Origin of the sequence: Enterobacter cloacae (assembly GCF_011078175.1) — a bacterium.
Taxonomy (GTDB): Bacteria; Pseudomonadota; Gammaproteobacteria; order Enterobacterales; family Enterobacteriaceae; genus Enterobacter; species Enterobacter cloacae_Q.
Genome location: NZ_JAALCJ010000010.1, coordinates 34,565 through 51,370, shown reverse-complemented (window position 1 = coordinate 51,370; position 16,806 = coordinate 34,565). Strand labels below are relative to the sequence as shown.

At 56.0% G+C, this 16,806-nt stretch carries 17 protein-coding genes; 9 read left to right on the top strand and 8 right to left on the bottom strand.

What is annotated here, in order from left to right; genetic code table 11:
* Both G6Q29_RS19060 and yiiM read left to right on the top strand, forming a co-directional pair.
* Nucleotides 1-711: a fimbrial biogenesis chaperone gene (locus G6Q29_RS19060; protein ID WP_165466776.1), complete on the top strand. Its 711-nt coding sequence runs from the start codon at nt 1-3 to the stop codon at nt 709-711.
* On the top strand, nt 698-1,456 hold the full coding sequence (yiiM, locus tag G6Q29_RS19055) for a 6-hydroxyaminopurine reductase (protein WP_431732541.1): 759 nt from the start codon (nt 698-700) through the stop codon (nt 1,454-1,456). The genes G6Q29_RS19060 and yiiM overlap by 14 nt, the downstream gene beginning before the upstream one ends.
* An 87-nt stretch (nt 1,457-1,543) precedes the next feature.
* Here the strand turns inward: yiiM and cpxA are convergent, their stop codons facing one another.
* Together cpxA and cpxR are read right to left on the bottom strand one after the other, a co-directional pair.
* A complete protein-coding gene (cpxA, locus tag G6Q29_RS19050; protein ID WP_165466730.1) occupies nt 1,544-2,917 on the bottom strand; it encodes an envelope stress sensor histidine kinase CpxA in 1,374 nt (457 codons plus the stop codon).
* Nucleotides 2,914-3,612, bottom strand: coding sequence for an envelope stress response regulator transcription factor CpxR (gene cpxR / locus G6Q29_RS19045; protein ID WP_028018126.1), 699 nt, complete (start codon nt 3,610-3,612; stop codon nt 2,914-2,916). The genes cpxA and cpxR overlap by 4 nt, the downstream gene beginning before the upstream one ends.
* Nucleotides 3,613-3,762: 150 nt before the next feature.
* Here cpxR and cpxP point away from each other — a divergent pair, with 150 nt between their 5' ends.
* From cpxP to G6Q29_RS19015, 6 genes are all read left to right on the top strand, one after another.
* Complete coding sequence (cpxP, locus tag G6Q29_RS19040) at nt 3,763-4,269, top strand: cell-envelope stress modulator CpxP (RefSeq protein WP_165466729.1); 507 nt, start codon at nt 3,763-3,765, stop codon at nt 4,267-4,269.
* A 153-nt stretch (nt 4,270-4,422) separates the two neighbouring features.
* The gene (gene fieF, locus G6Q29_RS19035; RefSeq protein ID WP_165466728.1) at nt 4,423-5,307 is read left to right on the top strand and encodes a CDF family cation-efflux transporter FieF; all 885 of its coding nucleotides are present in this window, start codon (nt 4,423-4,425) and stop codon (nt 5,305-5,307) included.
* A gap of 184 nt (nt 5,308-5,491) precedes the next feature.
* Nucleotides 5,492-6,454: a 6-phosphofructokinase gene (gene pfkA, locus G6Q29_RS19030; protein ID WP_003862009.1), complete on the top strand. Its 963-nt coding sequence runs from the start codon at nt 5,492-5,494 to the stop codon at nt 6,452-6,454.
* A 232-nt stretch (nt 6,455-6,686) separates the two neighbouring features.
* Nucleotides 6,687-7,676 carry a sulfate ABC transporter substrate-binding protein gene (locus G6Q29_RS19025; protein WP_165466727.1) on the top strand — a complete coding sequence of 330 codons (990 nt, stop codon included), beginning with the start codon at nt 6,687-6,689 and terminating at the stop codon, nt 7,674-7,676.
* A 111-nt stretch (nt 7,677-7,787) separates the two neighbouring features.
* Complete coding sequence (locus G6Q29_RS19020) at nt 7,788-8,531, top strand: CDP-diacylglycerol diphosphatase (RefSeq protein WP_165466726.1); 744 nt, start codon at nt 7,788-7,790, stop codon at nt 8,529-8,531.
* Nucleotides 8,532-8,604: 73 nt separating this feature from the next.
* A complete protein-coding gene (locus G6Q29_RS19015; RefSeq protein ID WP_165466725.1) occupies nt 8,605-9,909 on the top strand; it encodes an SLC13 family permease in 1,305 nt (434 codons plus the stop codon).
* 103 nt (nt 9,910-10,012) lie between these two features.
* Here the strand turns inward: G6Q29_RS19015 and tpiA are convergent, their stop codons facing one another.
* Nucleotides 10,013-10,780 (bottom strand): triose-phosphate isomerase, encoded by a 768-nt coding sequence (tpiA, locus tag G6Q29_RS19010; protein ID WP_006808674.1) that lies wholly within the window; start codon nt 10,778-10,780, stop codon nt 10,013-10,015.
* Nucleotides 10,781-10,891: 111 nt separating this feature from the next.
* The gene (locus tag G6Q29_RS19005; protein ID WP_165466724.1) at nt 10,892-11,488 is read right to left on the bottom strand and encodes a DUF1454 family protein; all 597 of its coding nucleotides are present in this window, start codon (nt 11,486-11,488) and stop codon (nt 10,892-10,894) included.
* A 112-nt stretch (nt 11,489-11,600) separates the two neighbouring features.
* On the opposite strand from G6Q29_RS19005, the gene G6Q29_RS19000 reads away from it, so the two are divergent.
* The gene (locus G6Q29_RS19000; RefSeq protein WP_165466723.1) at nt 11,601-12,020 is read left to right on the top strand and encodes a DUF805 domain-containing protein; all 420 of its coding nucleotides are present in this window, start codon (nt 11,601-11,603) and stop codon (nt 12,018-12,020) included.
* Here G6Q29_RS19000 and fpr read toward each other — a convergent pair whose 3' ends face one another.
* From fpr to G6Q29_RS18980, 4 genes are all read right to left on the bottom strand, one after another.
* Nucleotides 12,021-12,767 carry a ferredoxin--NADP(+) reductase gene (fpr, locus tag G6Q29_RS18995; protein WP_165466722.1) on the bottom strand — a complete coding sequence of 249 codons (747 nt, stop codon included), beginning with the start codon at nt 12,765-12,767 and terminating at the stop codon, nt 12,021-12,023.
* A 96-nt stretch (nt 12,768-12,863) separates the two neighbouring features.
* Complete coding sequence (gene glpX, locus G6Q29_RS18990; RefSeq protein WP_165466721.1) at nt 12,864-13,874, bottom strand: class II fructose-bisphosphatase; 1,011 nt, start codon at nt 13,872-13,874, stop codon at nt 12,864-12,866.
* A gap of 170 nt (nt 13,875-14,044) precedes the next feature.
* A complete protein-coding gene (glpK, locus tag G6Q29_RS18985; protein WP_165466720.1) occupies nt 14,045-15,553 on the bottom strand; it encodes a glycerol kinase GlpK in 1,509 nt (502 codons plus the stop codon).
* A gap of 21 nt (nt 15,554-15,574) precedes the next feature.
* Complete coding sequence (locus tag G6Q29_RS18980) at nt 15,575-16,420, bottom strand: MIP/aquaporin family protein (RefSeq protein WP_165466719.1); 846 nt, start codon at nt 16,418-16,420, stop codon at nt 15,575-15,577.
* Between the last annotated feature and the right edge of the window lie 386 nt (nt 16,421-16,806).

Here is a 16,806-nt window from a genome sequence, read left to right as displayed (position 1 = left end):
ATGCTCATCAGCCTGCTCACGCTCTGCTCGTTTGCCGCATCCGGAGGCATTATTGCCTCTTCGACGCGCGTGGTGTTCCGGGAAGGCCAGACACAGCAAAGCCTGATGGTGGTGAATACCAACCCGTGGCCCATCGTTGTGCAGACATGGGTTGATGAGGGGGACGTGACGGTTTTGCCCGGTCGCGTCAAAACCCCGTTTGTCGCCGTGCCTGCGCTGTTCCGCTTGCAGCCTAAGGCCATGCAGGGGCTTCGGTTGATATACAATGGGTCGTCGCTTCCCGCCGATCGCGAATCGGTATTTTGGCTCAATCTTTACGAAATCCCACCCACTCAGGCTGAGCAACCCGCTCAGGCGCAGAGCGTGGTGCTGACGATGAATACGCAGATGAAAGTTTTCTGGCGGCCTGCTTCGCTTACTGCACCGGAAACGGCGGCAGAAAAGCTGCGATTTTACAGGGATGGCGACGCTATCGTCTGTGAAAACCCTACGCCGTATTATGTTTCATTTGCGGCGTTATCCGTAACGACACACGACACACGTCGGGCGGTTGAGCAATTACCGGACATGATGTCGTCCCCTTTGAGTACGAAGCGCTATCCGCTTGTGGAAGGAAAACCATTAACGATGGCGTTAAGCGTGAACGCAGTAGTCATTGACGATTACGGGAATCATGCCGTGAGGCAGTACCCGCTTCATGCAAAAAAATAAGGTTGCATTGACGCCTGTGAGAAGCGAGTCTGATGACTCGCTTTTTTGTATCTGCGTAATGGAGGCAGCGATGCATTACCCGGTGAATGTGTTTACAGGCAAGGTAAGGGAGTACGACGGCAGCCGCCCGAGCGCCATTGCCAAAGTGCAGGTCGACGGTGAACTGACGTTAACCGATCTCGGTCTGGCGGGCGATGAGCAGGCCGAAAAGAAAATCCACGGCGGGCCCGAACGCGCGCTGTGCCACTATCCGCGTGAGCACTATCAGCACTGGAAAGCCGAATTCCCCGAACAGGCGGACCTCTTCGTCGCGCCAGCGTTTGGCGAAAATCTCTCAACGGAAGGGCTGACGGAGAAGAACGTCTTTATTGGCGATATTTATCGCTGGGGCGATGCCCTGATTCAGGTGACGCAGCCCCGCTCGCCGTGCTTCAAGCTCAACTACCATTTCGGCATTCAGGATATGTCGGCCCAGCTACAAAATGCGGGCAAGACCGGCTGGCTGTACCGCGTGGTGCTGGCTGGACAGGTTTCAGCGGATGCGCCGCTTGAGCTGGCGTCGCGGCTGAGCGATGTCTCCGTTTATGAAGCCTGTGCCATTGCGTGGCATATGCCGTTTGACGACGAGCAGTATCACCGCCTGCTGTCGGCGGCGGGGTTATCGACCAGCTGGACGAGAACGATGCAGAAGCGGCGTATAAGCGGCAAGATCGAGAGCAGTTCGCGGAGACTGTGGGGGAGATAAGGCTACGCCTTACCCCTCACCCCAAAGGGGAGAGGGGACTTGAAGCACCCTCGCCCTTTTGGGGTGAGGGCCGGGGTGAGGGGAAAACTACGAACGCTTATACAGCGGCAGCCACAGCGTTAACCGCAACCCGCCCAGCGGGCTGTCGTCGGCTTTCACCCAGCCACGGTGCTGCTGCATGGCGGTTTCAACAATCGCCAGGCCCAGCCCCGTACCGCCAGATTCCCGGTCACGCGCTTCGTCGGTGCGGTAGAAGGGGCGGAAAATCTGCTCGCGATCTTCCGGGCTGACGCCAGGACCATCGTCATCCACGATAACGGTGATGCCGTCTTTATCCACCGAGAACGCCACCTCTATCTTCGTATGCGAGTAGCGCAGGGCGTTACGCACAATATTCTCCAGCGCGCTTTCCAGCGTGTTGGGGTTACCGTACAACGGCCACGGGCCCGGCGGGAAGTTGATGGTGAATGATTTACCCATCTGTTCCGCTTCGAACGCCGCGTTGTCCAGCACCTCATGCCAGAGGTGATTGGCTTTCACCGTTTCACTCACCAGCGCGTTTTTCTGCTGATTGCGTGACATTACCAGCAGGTCGTTGATCATGCTGTCCAGGCGATGCGCTTCCGTCTCAATACGCTCCAGCTCTTTGCTCTCACCGCTGCGGCGGCGCAGCAGGGCGGTACCCAGCTGTAAGCGCGTGAGCGGCGTCCGCAGCTCGTGGGAGATATCCGACAGCAGGCGTTGCTGCGCGGTCATCATGCGATCAAGAGCAGAGACCATCTGGTTAAAGCTGGTCCCGGCGGCAAGGAACTCCTGCGGCCCCGCTTCCAGCTCAGGGTGTTGTCGCAGGTTACCCTGTGCCACTTCGTCGGCGGCGTTTTTAAGCTTACGTGCGGGTTTCGCCAGACTCCACGCCAGCCATAGCAGCAGCGGGGAACTGACCAGCATGGTAACAATCAGCAGCAGGAGCGGACGGTCGAACAGCAGGTTGATAAAATCGGACTGGGAACTGCTCGCAGGGCGAATCAGGTAGAGCTGGTAATTGTCTTCCCCATCGCGTACCGAGAAAGGACCAACCATCTCTACCCGACCATATTTCTTTTTCTGTGGGTGATCGGCATTATCCGCCTGGCCAATAAAGTTGCGGATAATCTGCATTTCATTGCGATCGGCCCCAATGACGCGGCCTTCGCTGGTCACCAGCAAAAGACGTTGCCCGGGCGGCGCCCACTTGTCGATAGCGCGAAACAGCCTGCGCCACCACATTAAATCGTTCGGCGGATCGTTTGCCAGCTCCGCTTCAACATGCTGCTCGATCATCACGCCCTGACGTTGCTCGCTGTCAAGAAGCTCCGTCATCTGGCGTGAGTCGAGTTTTGGCAACATCAACACGAGCATTAAAACCAGGGCCAGCGTTAGCCAGAAGATGGCAAAAATGCGGGCGGTTAAGCTGCCTATCATGAAGCGGAAACCATCAGATAGCCGCGCCCACGCAGGGTTTTAAACCATGGGTGACCGTCTTTACGCTCCGGCAGCTTGCGGCGCAGGTTAGAGATATGCATGTCGATGGCGCGGTCAAACGGTGTGAGACGCTTACCCAGCACTTCCTGACTTAAGTGTTCACGTGATACCACCTGACCGAGGTGCTGTGCCAGCAGATAAAGCAGCGTGAACTCTGTGCCGGTCAACTCCAGTGCCTGGCCGTCGAAGCTCGCTTCCTGACGACCCGGATTCAGGCTCAGGGAGTCTACCTCCAGCGTCGGCGAGCTGTTGTCGGTATTCTGCTGCTGCTCGCTCCAGTGAGAACGGCGCAGGATAGCGCGAATACGGGCCACCAGTTCACGATCGTTGAACGGCTTAGGCAAATAGTCATCCGCACCCAGCTCAAGGCCAAGCACGCGGTCAAGTTCGCTGCCGCGTGCGGTCAGCATAATAACGGGGGTCTGGTGTGTCTGGCGAAGTTCTTTCAGCGTATCAATACCGTTTTTCTTCGGCATCATGACGTCGAGTAAAAGTAAATCGATGCTGTCGTCAAGGAGACTCAGCGCCTGCTCGCCATCATGGGCAACCAGGACGTTGAAGCCTTCCATGTCGAGCAACTCCTTTAAAAGGGATGTGAGCTCTCGGTCATCATCAACTAACAGGATTTTATTCATTGTTTAAATACCTCCGAGGCAGAAATTACGACATCAAGGCTATCTAATCCATGACTTTACGTTGTTTTACACCCCCTGACGCATGTTTGCAGCCTGAATCGTAGACTGTCTCTCGTTGAATCGCGACACGAAAGATTTTGGGAGCAAGTGATGCGCAAAGTTACCGCTGCCGTCATGGCCTCAACGCTGGCCTTCAGTACGTTTAGCCAGGCTGCTGTAGCTATCATCAGCGATAACGGCTCCTTAGCAGAGGGCACCACGCAGCACAGCAGCCAAAGCCATATGTTTGACGGCATAAGTTTAACCGAACATCAGCGTCAACAGATGCGAGATCTGATGCAGAGGGCAAGACACGACCAGCCCCCTGCTAATGTTAGCGAAATGGAGACAATGCATCGCCTTGTCACCGCAGAAAATTTTGACGAAAGCGCTGTGCGCGCTCAGGCCGAAAAAATGGCGCAGGAACAGGTTGCCCGCCAGGTAGAGATGGCGAAGGTCCGCAACCAGATGTTCCACCTGCTAACGCCCGAGCAGCAAGCGGTTTTGAATACCAAACATCAGCAACGTATGAACCAGTTGCGTGAGGTTGCACGGATGCAGCGAAGCTCAGATATGACGCTTTTCAGTAGCAATAGCAGTACCCGTAGTAACCAGTAAACCCTGTTTTCCTTGCCATAGACACCATCCCTGTCTTCCCCCACATGATGTGGGGGTTTTTTTTGCCCGTCGTTCAGGTTTGTTAACGCTTTATTCATCCTTTCACTCCACCACCATCCGTTATACTAGCGCCATGGCATGACAGGAGTGTTTATGAATCAATCCTATGGACGGCTGGTAAGCCGGGCCGCAATAGCCGCGACGGTGATGGCGTCGTGTTTGCTGATCATTAAAATTTTCGCATGGTGGTACACCGGCTCGGTCAGTATTCTGGCGGCGTTGGTGGACTCGTTAGTGGATATTGCCGCCTCGCTGACGAATCTGCTGGTGGTCCGCTACTCGCTGCAACCGGCGGATGAAGAACATACGTTTGGCCACGGCAAAGCGGAATCGCTGGCCGCGCTGGCGCAAAGCATGTTTATTTCCGGCTCTGCGCTGTTCCTGTTTTTGACCGGCATTCAGCACCTTATTTCGCCTTCCCCGATGAACGATCCGGGCGTTGGCGTGGTCGTAACGGTAGTCGCACTTATAAGCACACTTGTTCTTGTAACGTTCCAGCGCTGGGTCGTACGCAAAACACAAAGCCAGGCTGTACGGGCCGATATGCTTCATTATCAGTCTGATGTTATGATGAATGGGGCTATTCTTATTGCGCTCGGTCTGGCCTGGTATGGCTGGCATCGGGCCGATGCGTTGTTTGCGTTAGGGATAGGGATCTATATTTTATATAGCGCGTTGCGGATGGGGTATGACGCGGTACAGTCGCTTCTTGACCGTGCGCTTCCGGACGCAGAACGTAATGAAATTTATGCCATCGTGACCCAATGGCCCGGCGTCAGTGGTGCTCACGATCTTCGTACGCGGCAGTCAGGGCCGACCCGCTTTATACAGATTCATTTGGAAATGGAAGACAACCTGCCACTGGTTCAGGCGCATATGGTCGCTGAACAGGTGGAGCAGGCGATTTTGCAGCGTTTCCCTGGGTCAGACGTCATTATTCACCAGGATCCGTGCTCTGTCGTACCCAGGGCGTTTTGAGCTTTCGTAATTCGTTGTAAAAAAGTGAGCCAGAGCAGCATTTTGTGGATAAATTACCACCATATGGCCTGACCTGAATCAATTCAGCTGGAAGGGATTGATATACTATTTGCAGTATTCGACGGTTGAACAGTTTCTTCCGGCAGCAGATTTCAATTTTGCATTCCTAAGTTCAGAGGTAGTCATGATTAAGAAAATCGGTGTGTTGACAAGCGGCGGTGATGCGCCGGGCATGAACGCGGCAATCCGTGGGGTTGTCCGGGCAGCGCTGACGGAAGGCCTGGAAGTTTTTGGTATCTATGACGGTTACCTGGGTCTGTATGAAGACCGTATGGTTCAGCTCGACCGCTACAGCGTGTCTGACATGATCAACCGTGGTGGTACTTTCCTCGGTTCTGCGCGCTTCCCTGAATTTCGTGACGAACACATCCGTGAAGTGGCTATCGAAAACATGAAGAAACGTGGCCTGGACGCGCTGGTGGTTATCGGCGGCGACGGCTCGTACATGGGTGCAAAACGTCTGACTGAAATGGGCTTCCCGTGCATCGGTTTGCCTGGCACCATCGACAACGACATCAAAGGCACCGACTACACCATCGGCTACTTCACCGCGCTGGGTACCGTTGTAGAGGCGATTGACCGCCTGCGTGACACCTCTTCCTCTCACCAGCGTATTTCCATTGTTGAAGTCATGGGCCGTTACTGCGGGGATCTGACTCTGGCAGCGGCCATTGCCGGTGGGTGTGAGTTCGTGGTGGTGCCGGAAGTGGAATTCAGCCGTGAAGATCTGGTCGCCGAAATCAAAGCCGGTATCGCGAAAGGTAAGAAACACGCGATTGTGGCTATCACCGAACACATCTGTGACGTTGACGAGCTGGCGAAGTACATCGAAACCGAAACCAAACGCGAAACTCGCGCGACGGTTCTGGGCCACATTCAGCGCGGTGGTTCCCCGGGCCCGTACGACCGTATCCTGGCATCCCGCATGGGTGCTTACGCGATCGAACTGCTGCTACAGGGCCATGGCGGCCGCTGCGTCGGTATTCAGAACGAGAAACTGGTTCATCATGACATCATCGACGCTATTGAAAACATGAAGCGTCCGTTCAAAGGTGACTGGCTGGACTGCGCGAAAAAACTGTACTGATTGGCGCTGTTGCCCGGTGGCGGCAAGGTAAATGCAAAACGGTAACCTTTGGGTTACCGTTTTTTATTTTTGCTCCCTCTCCCGTGGGAGAGGATTGGGGTGAGGACATCTGGCTGCTCACATTCTTCTTTTTATTCCTCCACGTTATAGCCAATCTTTTTTTATTCTTTAATCATCGGTTAGCTTTCTGGCACGCTGCATTCATTAAAACACTGCATAAGAGAGCCGGGCGATGAATAAATGGGGCGTGGGGTTAACATTATTGCTGGCATCGACCAGCGTTCTGGCAAAGGACATTCAGTTACTGAACGTGTCGTACGATCCGACGCGTGAACTGTACGACCAGTACAACAAAGCTTTCGCGGCGCACTGGAAACAGGAAACCGGCGATAACGTGGTGGTTCGCCAGTCCCACGGTGGTTCCGGTAAGCAGGCGACATCGGTGATCAACGGCATTGAAGCCGATGTGGTCACCCTGGCGCTGGCCTATGACGTGGATGCGATTGCGGAACGTGGCCGTATCGATAAAAACTGGATCAAACGCCTGCCGGACAACTCCGCGCCATACACCTCGACCATCGTCTTCCTGGTGCGTAAAGGCAACCCAAAACAGATTAAAGACTGGAACGACCTGGTTAAGCCGGGCGTGTCTGTTATCACGCCGAACCCGAAAAGCTCCGGCGGCGCACGCTGGAACTATCTGGCGGCCTGGGGTTACGCGCTGCACCACAACAACGGCGATCAGGCCAAAGCACAAGACTTCGTCAAAGCACTGTTTAAAAACGTCGAGGTGCTGGACTCCGGCGCGCGCGGCGCAACCAACACCTTCGTCGAGCGCGGCATTGGCGATGTGCTGATCGCCTGGGAAAACGAAGCTCTGCTGGCGACCAACGAGCTGGGTAAAGACAAGTTCGAGATCGTCACCCCGAGCGAATCGATCCTGGCTGAGCCGACCGTCTCCGTGGTCGATAAGGTCGTTGATAAGAAAGGGACCAAAGCGGTGGCGGAAGCCTACCTGAAGTACCTTTACTCACCGGAAGGGCAGGAAATTGCGGCGAAAAACTTCTACCGCCCGCGCGATGAGGCCGTCGCGAAGAAATACGAAAACGCTTTCCCGAAACTGAAGCTGTTTACTATCGATGAGGTTTTTGGCGGCTGGACCAAAGCGCAGAAAGAGCACTTCTCTAACGGCGGCACCTTCGATCAGATCAGCAAGCGCTAAGCGTTTTACAAAGAACGACACGGTAACCCGGCGTGAGAAATCCGCCGGGTTTTTTATTTGGTCATCATTTTGCGTTACTCTTTTGCCTCTATTGAAAACAGGGAACGCGTTGTGAAGAAAATTATCGTACTGATCCTGATTGTTCTCGCCATTACCGCAGGCGGCGTGTACTGGATGAAAGCGGGTAATCCAAATGCGTTGCGTCATATTGTTCTCGACCAGTGTGTGCCCAACCAGCTGCACAACCGTAACCCGGCGCCGTGTGCGCAGGTAAAGCCGGATGCGGGCTACGTGGTGTTTAAAGACCGCAACGGGCCGCTGCAATACCTCCTGATGCCCACGTACCGTATTAACGGCACCGAAAGCCCGCTGCTGACGGAGCCGCATACACCGAATTTCTTCTGGCTGGCGTGGCAGTCACGTCATTTTATGAGCATGAAACGGGGGGGCGATGTGCCTGACAGCGCTATTTCGCTGACCATCAACTCACCAACCGGGCGCACGCAAAACCATTTTCATATCCACATTTCCTGCCTGCGCCAGGACGTGCGCGAGAAGCTGAACGCGGCGCAGGGGCAAATCAGCACCCAGTGGCTACCGCTTCCGGGCGGGCTGGAAGGGCATGAGTACCTTGCCCGTCGGGTAACGGAGAACGAACTGGTGCAGCGAAGCCCGTTTATGATGCTGGCGGAAGAACTGCCGGAAGCGCGCGACCATATGGGACGCTTCGCACTGGCGATGGCGCAGCAGTCGGACGGCTCGTTTGTATTGCTGGCGACAGAGCGTAACCTGCTTACCTTTAACCGCGCGTCGGCTGAGGAATTGCAGGATCATCAATGCGATATCCTGAAGTGACCCCACCATAAATAGCGTTTACTCGCCCTGCCTGTCGCCGTAGACTTGCTGAAAAATTCTACAGGAGACAGGTATGTCGCTCTGGTTAACGCATCCTCTGCTGCTTCCCTCGCTGATCGTCGGCGTCACCATCGTGCTGTGGGCGACGTCGCTGTTGCCGGAATTTATCACCGCGCTGCTGTTCTTTACGGCGGCGATGGCCGCCAGAATCGCCCCGCCGGAAGTGATCTTCGGCGGCTTCGCCTCGTCTGCCTTCTGGCTGGTGTTCAGCGGCTTTGTGCTGGGCGTGGCGATTCGGAAAACCGGCCTGGCGGACAGGGCCGCCCGGGCGCTGTCCGCAAAGCTTACCGACTCCTGGATGCTGATGGTGGCAAGCGTTGTGCTGCTGAGCTATGCCCTGGCATTCGTGATGCCGTCGAACATGGGACGTATTGCGCTGCTGATGCCGATTGTCGCCGCGATGGCGAAGCGGGCCGGCATTCCTGATGGCTCCCGCGCCTGGTTCGGCCTGGCGCTGGCGGTTGGGTTTGGCACCTTCCAGCTCTCGGCCACTATCCTGCCCGCCAATGTCCCCAACCTGGTAATGAGCGGTGCGGCGGAAGGCTCGTATGGTATTCACCTCAATTATGTCCCGTATCTGCTGCTGCACACGCCGGTGCTGGGTATTCTCAAAGGCCTGATTCTGATTGGCCTGATCTGCTGGCTGTTCCCCGGCAACCCGAAACCGGCGAAGGAGCTCGCGCCATCGGAACCGATGGGGCGTGACGAAAAACGACTCGCCTGGCTGCTGGCGGTGGTGTTGACGATGTGGGTGACTGAGAGCTGGCACGGCGTTGGGCCAGCGTGGACGGGCCTGGCGGCCTCGGTCATCGTTATGCTGCCGCGCGTCGGTTTTATCACCGGGGAGGAGTTTTCTGCGGGGGTGAATATGCGTACCTGTATTTACGTCGCGGGTATACTCGGGCTGGCCATAACGGTGACGCAGACCGGTATCGGTGCGGCCGTAGGCGAGGCGCTGCTCCATATCATGCCGCTGGATGCAGACCGCCCGTTTACCAGCTTCCTGGCGCTGACGGGGATCACCACGGCGCTCAACTTCATTATGACCGCCAACGGCGTGCCGGCGCTGTACACCACGCTGGCGCAGAGCTTCTCCGACGCGACCGGCTTCCCGCTGCTGTCGGTGATCATGATTCAGGTTCTGGGGTATTCCACGCCGCTGCTACCGTATCAGGCGTCGCCGATTGTGGTGGCGATGGGCTTAGGGAAAGTGCCTGCGAAGGCGGGGATGCTGCTCTGTCTGGCGCTGGCGATTGCGACGTATCTGGTGCTGCTGCCGCTGGATTATTTATGGTTTAGCCTGCTGGGGAAAGTGTAGTTCGGTGCGAGGTGTTTCCCCTCACCCCAAGCCTCTCCCGAAGGGTGAGGGAGGAGAAGAGCGTAGGGCGGGTAAGCGCAAGCGCCACCCGCCACACAGGCAATTACGCCTGCTTAGCCGCTTCTGCCGCTTTAACGATCACCGCGAAAGCGTCTGCTTTCAGGGATGCGCCGCCAACCAGCGCGCCGTCGATGTCTGGCTGGGTGAACAGCTCAGCTGCGTTTGATGCGTTAACGGAACCGCCGTACTGGATGATGACCTGCTCAGCCACTTTCGCGTCTGCTTTTGCAATGTGGTCACGAATGAACTTGTGCACCGCCTGTGCCTGCGCTGGAGTTGCAGATTTGCCGGTACCGATCGCCCAGACTGGCTCGTAAGCGATAACCGCGCCTTCGAACGCTGCCGCGCCCTGGGTTTTCAGCACAGCGTCGATCTGACGTGCGCACACTTCTTCGGTTTTGCCTGCTTCGTTTTCTGCTTCGGTTTCACCGATGCACAGAACCGGGATCAGACCCTGCTCTTTCAGCACGGCGAATTTCTTCGCGATGAACTCGTCAGATTCTTTGTGGTAGGTGCGACGCTCAGAGTGGCCGATGATGATGTATTTCGCGCCGATGTCTTTCAGCATTTCAGCGGAGGTTTCACCGGTGAATGCGCCGGACAGGTTAACGTCAACGTTTTGCGCGCCCAGCACGATGTGGCTGCCGTCAGCGGCACGTTTAGCCAGATCCAGGTACATATCCGGCGGAGCGATAGCAACCGCGCAGCCGGTCACGCCAGCCAGCTCTTTACGCAGGTTAGCAACCAGTTCGTTTACCATGTGGCGGCTGCCGTTCAGTTTCCAGTTACCCATCACTAAAGGATGTCGCATTTCAATTCTCCACGCTCAATAAGCGAATTAAGGAATATGGCCACCCTTAAGGGCAGCATGGTCTGTGAATCAGTATAGAGATTTTCCCTCGAAAGGCTTTGCTTTTTGTCATTAATTCGCCCCCTCGAGTGCGTCTGATAGGGCCAGCTTAATCGGTTCAACCGCGAAGGTCAGCCCCTTTTCGCCGTTATCTGCGACGACATAGCGAACGGCACCTTCCGTATCGGCGTAATAGCGTTTGTTTTTCCCGGCGGTAAGCAATTTTTGCAGCTTCTGCTGGCTTTGCGCTTTTGTGAAGGTGGGGGTAAAGGCGCGCAAAATTGCGCTCATATACTCCAGCGCTTTCGCTTTCGCTGCTTTCTGCTCTGGCCCCTGAATCGGCAGCCAGGTGATCTGCATGCTTTTGATTTTTAACGTTCCGCGCTCAAGGGCGGTAGAGGCATACAGATTCTCGTTGATTTTGCTTGCCGCGCGGGTCAGGGTCGGCGTATCGCGGGCGCTGTCAATGGCACGGAACTCTCCCAGCGGAAGGGAGGGATTTTCTTTGTTGAAAGCTTCGCGGAACTGGCTGATAGATTGATCGAAAGAAGGGGCACCCGCCAGAAGATAGGGGGCGGTGGCCGGGGAAGGCGTTTCTGCGGCGTACAGGGGAAAACTGGCGCTGAGCATCGCTAAACACAAATAAAGAGAGTGTGCCGAACTTTTCATCAACATTGCCCCTGGCCGTCATAGCCCATGATTAAAACGATATCTGGTCGGCTTGTCAAAAGGTCACAACTCCAGGGTAAAATGTGGGCTAAACAATAATAAGGAACCTTACATGACCATACAGCAGTGGCTGTTTTCATTCAAAGGGCGTATTGGACGCCGCGACTTCTGGATCTGGATTGCAACGTGGGTTGTCGCCATGCTGCTTCTGTTTTTTGTTGCCTACAACGCATGGTTGAGCACGCAAACGGCGGCATTTGCGCTGGTCTGTTTACTGTGGCCAACCGCCGCCGTAGTGGTGAAACGTCTGCACGATCGTGGCCGCTCCGGTGCATGGGCTTTACTGGTTATTCTGGCGTGGATGCTGGTGGCGGGGAACTGGTCAATGCTGCCCTCAATCCTCCCGTGGGTGGTGGGCAGACTGCTGCCGACGGTGATCTTTGTGATGATGGTTGTCGAACTGGGCGCGTTTATCGGCACCCAGAACGAGAACAAATACGGAAAAGATACCCTTGAGGTGAAGTACCGCTGATCACCAGTAGTGTTCGGCGGTCATATGGCCCGGCCGGCGGCGAAGGTGCTTCGTCATCTGCCGGGAATCCTTCAGCAGCTGCTGCGTATCTCGTACCATCTGGGGGTTACCGCACAGCATCACATGGCTGGTTTCGGTATTCATCGGTAAACCTACAGCCTCTTCCAGCGCGCCGCTTTCAATCAACGCCGGAACGCGACCGGTTAACGAGCCGGCTGCGGTTTCGCGGCTGACCACCGTCTGAATTTTTAACTTTCCGCCATATCGCTGCTCCAGCGCCTGCATTTGCGGCAAATAGCTCAGGTCTGCGGCGTAGCGCGCGGCGTGAACCAGCACGATATTTTTAAAGCGCTCCAGATCCTTGCCGTATTGCAGAATGGAGAGATACGGGCCGATGGCCGTGCCGGTCGCCAGCATCCAGAGTGTGTCACAATCGGGGATTTCATCCAGCACGAAGAACCCCGCCGCGTCGGAGACAATCTGCACTTCATCGCCCGGCTTCAGCGCGGCGAGGCGCGGGCTGAGCTTACCGTCCGGGACGGTAACCAGATAGAACTCAAGGTCCGGGTTATCAGGCGCATTAACGTAAGAGTAGGCGCGCTGTACGCGTTCACCGTCGATATCCAGCCCGAGCTTGGCAAATTGCCCGGCAGTAAACGGATGGACGGGAGCGTGCAGCGTGAGACTAAATAGCGCATCGGTCCAGAACTGTACCTTTGTGACTTTACCTGTTACCCAGTCCGCCATGATCTTCTCCTGTGCTGTTTCTCTCTTCTATCTTCCGTACTTGTGGGAAACATTTCCAGCCCATTCGGGCCGGAAAGCTCTATCGATCAAACGGTTTTACAGAATGTGCGTCTGCACGTCCGGATCTTTCCGATCGAGATAGTGAACGGACTTAATGCGGCGAATGGTGCGGGATTTACCGCGGATCAGCAGCGTTTCGGTGGTCGCCATGTTGCCTTTGCGGGTGATGCCGTCCAGCAGGTCGCCTTTGGTGATGCCGGTTGCAGAGAAGACCACGTTGTCGCTGCGTGCCATGTCGTTCAGCGCCAGCACTTTATTGGCCTCAATGCCCATCGCTGCACATCGCGCCAGTTCGTCTGCACCAATGCGAAGGTTCTCGTCGCTGTCGCCTTTGACCTCATGGCGTGGCAGCAGACGCGCCTGCATATCGCCGTCCAGCGCGCGGATCACTGCCGCAGAAACCACACCTTCCGGCGCACCGCCGATGCCGTAAAGTACGTCGACTTCGCTGTCCGGCATGCAGGTCAGAATAGACGCAGCCACGTCGCCATCCGGAATAGCAAACACGCGCACGCCAAGCGTTTGCAGCCAGGCGATGGTAGCGTCGTGGCGCGGTTTTGCCAGGATGGTCACGGTGAGTTCGCTAAGCCCTTTGCCCAGCGCCGCCGCGATATTGCGCAGGTTGGCGTCCAGCGGCAGGCTAAGGTCGATAGCGCCTTTAGCGCCAGGACCGACGATCAGCTTTTCCATGTACATATCGGGCGCGTTGAGGAAGCAGCCCTTATCGCCCACCGCCAGCACCGCCAGCGCGTTGGCCTGACCCATCGCCGTCATGCGTGTGCCTTCAATAGGATCGACCGCGATATCCACCGCATCGCCTTTGCCGGTCCCGACTTTTTCACCGATGTAGAGCATTGGGGCTTCGTCGATTTCGCCTTCGCCAATGACGATAGTGCCATCGATATTGACCTGATTAAGCACAATGCGCATGGCGTGGACGGCTGCGCCGTCTGCGGTATTTTTGTCGCCACGGCCCAGCCACTTGTAGCCTGCGAGGGCGGCAGCTTCGGTGACGCGGGAAAACTCGATAGCCAGTTCACGTTTCATGAGGTACTCGTACAATCAAAAGGAATTGCACGAAGTTTATCACAGAGTGGGGAGGGGGAAGGGGGTGCGGTCTGGACCCCTCACCCTAACCTTCTCCCCAAAGGGGCGAGGGGACTAAAAAACACCCTCTCCCAAAAGGGGAGAGGGCCGGGGTGAGGGGGGCGGTTTTCTTACTCGTCGTGCTCTTCCCACGCCAGGGCACGTTTCACCGCTTTCTTCCAGCCGCTGTAGCGGTAGTTGCGCTCGGTGGTTTCGATGCCTGGACGGAATTCGCGTTCGATTACCGCTTTTTCCTGAAGCTCGTCGAGGTTTTGCCAGAAGCCAACCGCCAGGCCTGCCAGATACGCTGCGCCCAGCGCCGTCACTTCTCGCACCTCAGGACGTTCAACGCGGGTGCCCAGAATGTCGGACTGGAACTGCATCAGGAAGTTATTCGCGACCGCACCGCCGTCCACGCGCAGGGCGTGCAGACGAATGCCGGAGTCAGCCTGCATCGCTTCCAGCACGTCGCGCGTCTGGTAGGCGATAGATTCCAGAGTGGCGCGAATAATGTGGTTCGAGTTCACGCCGCGCGTCAGACCGAAAATCGCACCGCGTGCATACGGATCCCAGTACGGTGCGCCCAGACCGGTGAATGCTGGTACAACATATACGCCGTTGGTGTCTTTCACTTTGGTCGCGAAGTATTCGGAGTCGAAGGCATCGCTGATGAGCTTCATCTCGTCGCGCAGCCACTGGATGGACGCACCCGCCATAAACACCGCACCTTCCAGCGCGTAGTTCACTTCACCGCGTGGACCGCAGGCGATGGTAGTCAGCAGACCGTTTTCTGATTTCACCGCTTTCTCGCCGGTGTTCATTAGCATAAAGCAGCCGGTGCCGTAGGTGTTTTTCGCCATGCCTTCCTTGACGCACAGCTGGCCGAACAGGGCCGCCTGCTGGTCACCGGCGATACCGGCGATAGGAATACGCGTGCCGCCCTTACCGCCAATGTTGGTCTGGCCGTACACTTCTGAAGACTTACGGACTTCTGGCAGCATTGCACGCGGAATGTCCAGCGCGTCCAGCATCTTGTCATCCCACTCCAGGGTGTTGATGTTGAACAGCATGGTACGCGAGGCGTTGGTGTAGTCGGTGACGTGAACGCGTCCCTGAGTCATCTTCCAGATAAGCCAGGTATCGACGGTGCCGAACAGCAGTTCACCGCGTCGTGCACGCTCGCGTGAACCTTCCACATGGTCGAGGATCCACTTCACCTTGGTGCCGGAAAAATACGGGTCAACCACCAGGCCGGTGGCGTTGCGCACGTACTCTTCCATTCCTTCGCGCTTAAGCTGTTCGCAGATCTCAGACGTACGGCGGCACTGCCAGACAATAGCGTTGTAAATTGGCTTACCGGTTTCGCGCTCCCAGACCACGGTGGTTTCACGCTGGTTGGTGATACCGATAGCGGCAATCTGGTCAGAACTGATGTCGGCTTTCGCCAGCACTTCCACCAGCGTGGAGCTTTGTGATGCCCAGATTTCCATCGGGTCGTGTTCAACCCAGCCTGGACGCGGATAAATTTGCTCAAATTCGCGTTGAGACACGCTGACAATGTTCGCGTCGTGATCCATTACGACAGCGCGGGAGCTGGTAGTGCCCTGGTCGAGCGCAACGATATATTTTTTTTCGGTCATGGTATGTGTCCCGTAGTCAGATTACAGCGAAGCTTTTTGTTGTGTGGTGGAAGTCGTCTCTTTTTCCTCTTCCACACAGGTGTCGCACGGTAAGTGGCGACCAATGAGTTTGCGATAGCCGAATGCGCCCAGCGCCGCCCCTACGATGGGCCCGAACAGCGGAACCAGGAAGTAAGGAATGTCTTTGCCGCCCGTGAAGGCGACTTCGCCCCATCCCGCAAAGAAGGCGAAGGTTTTCGGACCCAGGTCACGCGCCGGATTCATCGCAAAGCCGGTCAGCGGACCCATGGATGCGCCAATTACCGCAATGAGAAGGCCAATCAAAAGTGGCGCCAGCGGGCCGCGCGGAATGCCGTTTCCGTCGTCACCGAGCGCCATGATAACGCCCATCAGAATAGCGGTAATCACCATTTCAACCGCGAACGCCTGCACAAAATTGATATGCGGATTTGGATACGTTGAGAAAATGCCTGCCAGATCCAGACTTTCGACACTGCCACGCACCATATGATGCGTCTGTTCGACGTCGATGAAAAGATTGTAATAAAGCCCGTAAACTAACGCCGCTGCGCAAAAGGCGCCGGCAAATTGCGAAATGATGAAAGGAACAACTTTGCGTCCGTCAAAGCATGCGAACAGCCACAACGCGATGGTCACCGCCGGGTTAAGATGTGCGCCGGAAACCCCTGCGGTCAGGTAGATGGCCATCGCCACGCCCAGACCCCAGATAATACTGATTTCCCACTGACCAAAACTGGCACCCGCCACTTTCAGTGCAGCGACACAGCCTACTCCGAAGAATATCAACAACCCGGTACCCAGGAACTCGGCAATGCACTGGCCTTTTAAGGTTGATGTCTGACTCATAATCGGAATCCTGCAAAAGAGTAATGTTTATTGTTTGCGTGACCGCCCGTGACAGTCACGATGCCCTGTAGACATAGTGTTAATTTATCGTTAACGAGCACAAACGAGAAATATCGAAATCTAAATGTGTGGTCTGTGTCAATAAAATGAGCGTTTTCGCGCCATAAAGCGCGTTTTTACATCAGGTAATGATTGTGGGGTGAATCATTTCTTTAACCTATGGGTTAACAACTTAGGGGTATATGCGGCGAACGCACCAGGACGAGGCCGAAAAGTGTTGCAAACCGCGATCTGCGTGGCATGCCGCTGGACAGGGGCGACGGCGCTCCATACAATCGGAATATATGTTGTGCGCGTTTACGTTAAAGCGTCGCCTTGCAATTCAG

What these genes read in the sequence shown, in the direction of transcription:
- G6Q29_RS19000 (WP_165466723.1), top strand. Translation starts at nt 11,601, where the DNA reads ATGACCATACAGCAGTGGCTGTTTTCATTCAAAGGGCGTATTGGACGC.
- G6Q29_RS19005 (WP_165466724.1), bottom strand. Translation starts at nt 11,488, where the DNA reads ATGAAAAGTTCGGCACACTCTCTTTATTTGTGTTTAGCGATGCTCAGC.
- cpxA (WP_165466730.1), bottom strand. Translation starts at nt 2,917, where the DNA reads ATGATAGGCAGCTTAACCGCCCGCATTTTTGCCATCTTCTGGCTAACG.
- glpX (WP_165466721.1), bottom strand. Translation starts at nt 13,874, where the DNA reads ATGAAACGTGAACTGGCTATCGAGTTTTCCCGCGTCACCGAAGCTGCC.
- G6Q29_RS19060 (WP_165466776.1), top strand. Translation starts at nt 1, where the DNA reads ATGCTCATCAGCCTGCTCACGCTCTGCTCGTTTGCCGCATCCGGAGGC.
- fieF (WP_165466728.1), top strand. Translation starts at nt 4,423, where the DNA reads ATGAATCAATCCTATGGACGGCTGGTAAGCCGGGCCGCAATAGCCGCG.
- tpiA (WP_006808674.1), bottom strand. Translation starts at nt 10,780, where the DNA reads ATGCGACATCCTTTAGTGATGGGTAACTGGAAACTGAACGGCAGCCGC.
- cpxP (WP_165466729.1), top strand. Translation starts at nt 3,763, where the DNA reads ATGCGCAAAGTTACCGCTGCCGTCATGGCCTCAACGCTGGCCTTCAGT.
- G6Q29_RS19025 (WP_165466727.1), top strand. Translation starts at nt 6,687, where the DNA reads ATGAATAAATGGGGCGTGGGGTTAACATTATTGCTGGCATCGACCAGC.
- G6Q29_RS18980 (WP_165466719.1), bottom strand. Translation starts at nt 16,420, where the DNA reads ATGAGTCAGACATCAACCTTAAAAGGCCAGTGCATTGCCGAGTTCCTG.
- cpxR (WP_028018126.1), bottom strand. Translation starts at nt 3,612, where the DNA reads ATGAATAAAATCCTGTTAGTTGATGATGACCGAGAGCTCACATCCCTT.
- pfkA (WP_003862009.1), top strand. Translation starts at nt 5,492, where the DNA reads ATGATTAAGAAAATCGGTGTGTTGACAAGCGGCGGTGATGCGCCGGGC.
- G6Q29_RS19015 (WP_165466725.1), top strand. Translation starts at nt 8,605, where the DNA reads ATGTCGCTCTGGTTAACGCATCCTCTGCTGCTTCCCTCGCTGATCGTC.
- yiiM (WP_431732541.1), top strand. Translation starts at nt 698, where the DNA reads ATGCAAAAAAATAAGGTTGCATTGACGCCTGTGAGAAGCGAGTCTGAT.
- fpr (WP_165466722.1), bottom strand. Translation starts at nt 12,767, where the DNA reads ATGGCGGACTGGGTAACAGGTAAAGTCACAAAGGTACAGTTCTGGACC.
- glpK (WP_165466720.1), bottom strand. Translation starts at nt 15,553, where the DNA reads ATGACCGAAAAAAAATATATCGTTGCGCTCGACCAGGGCACTACCAGC.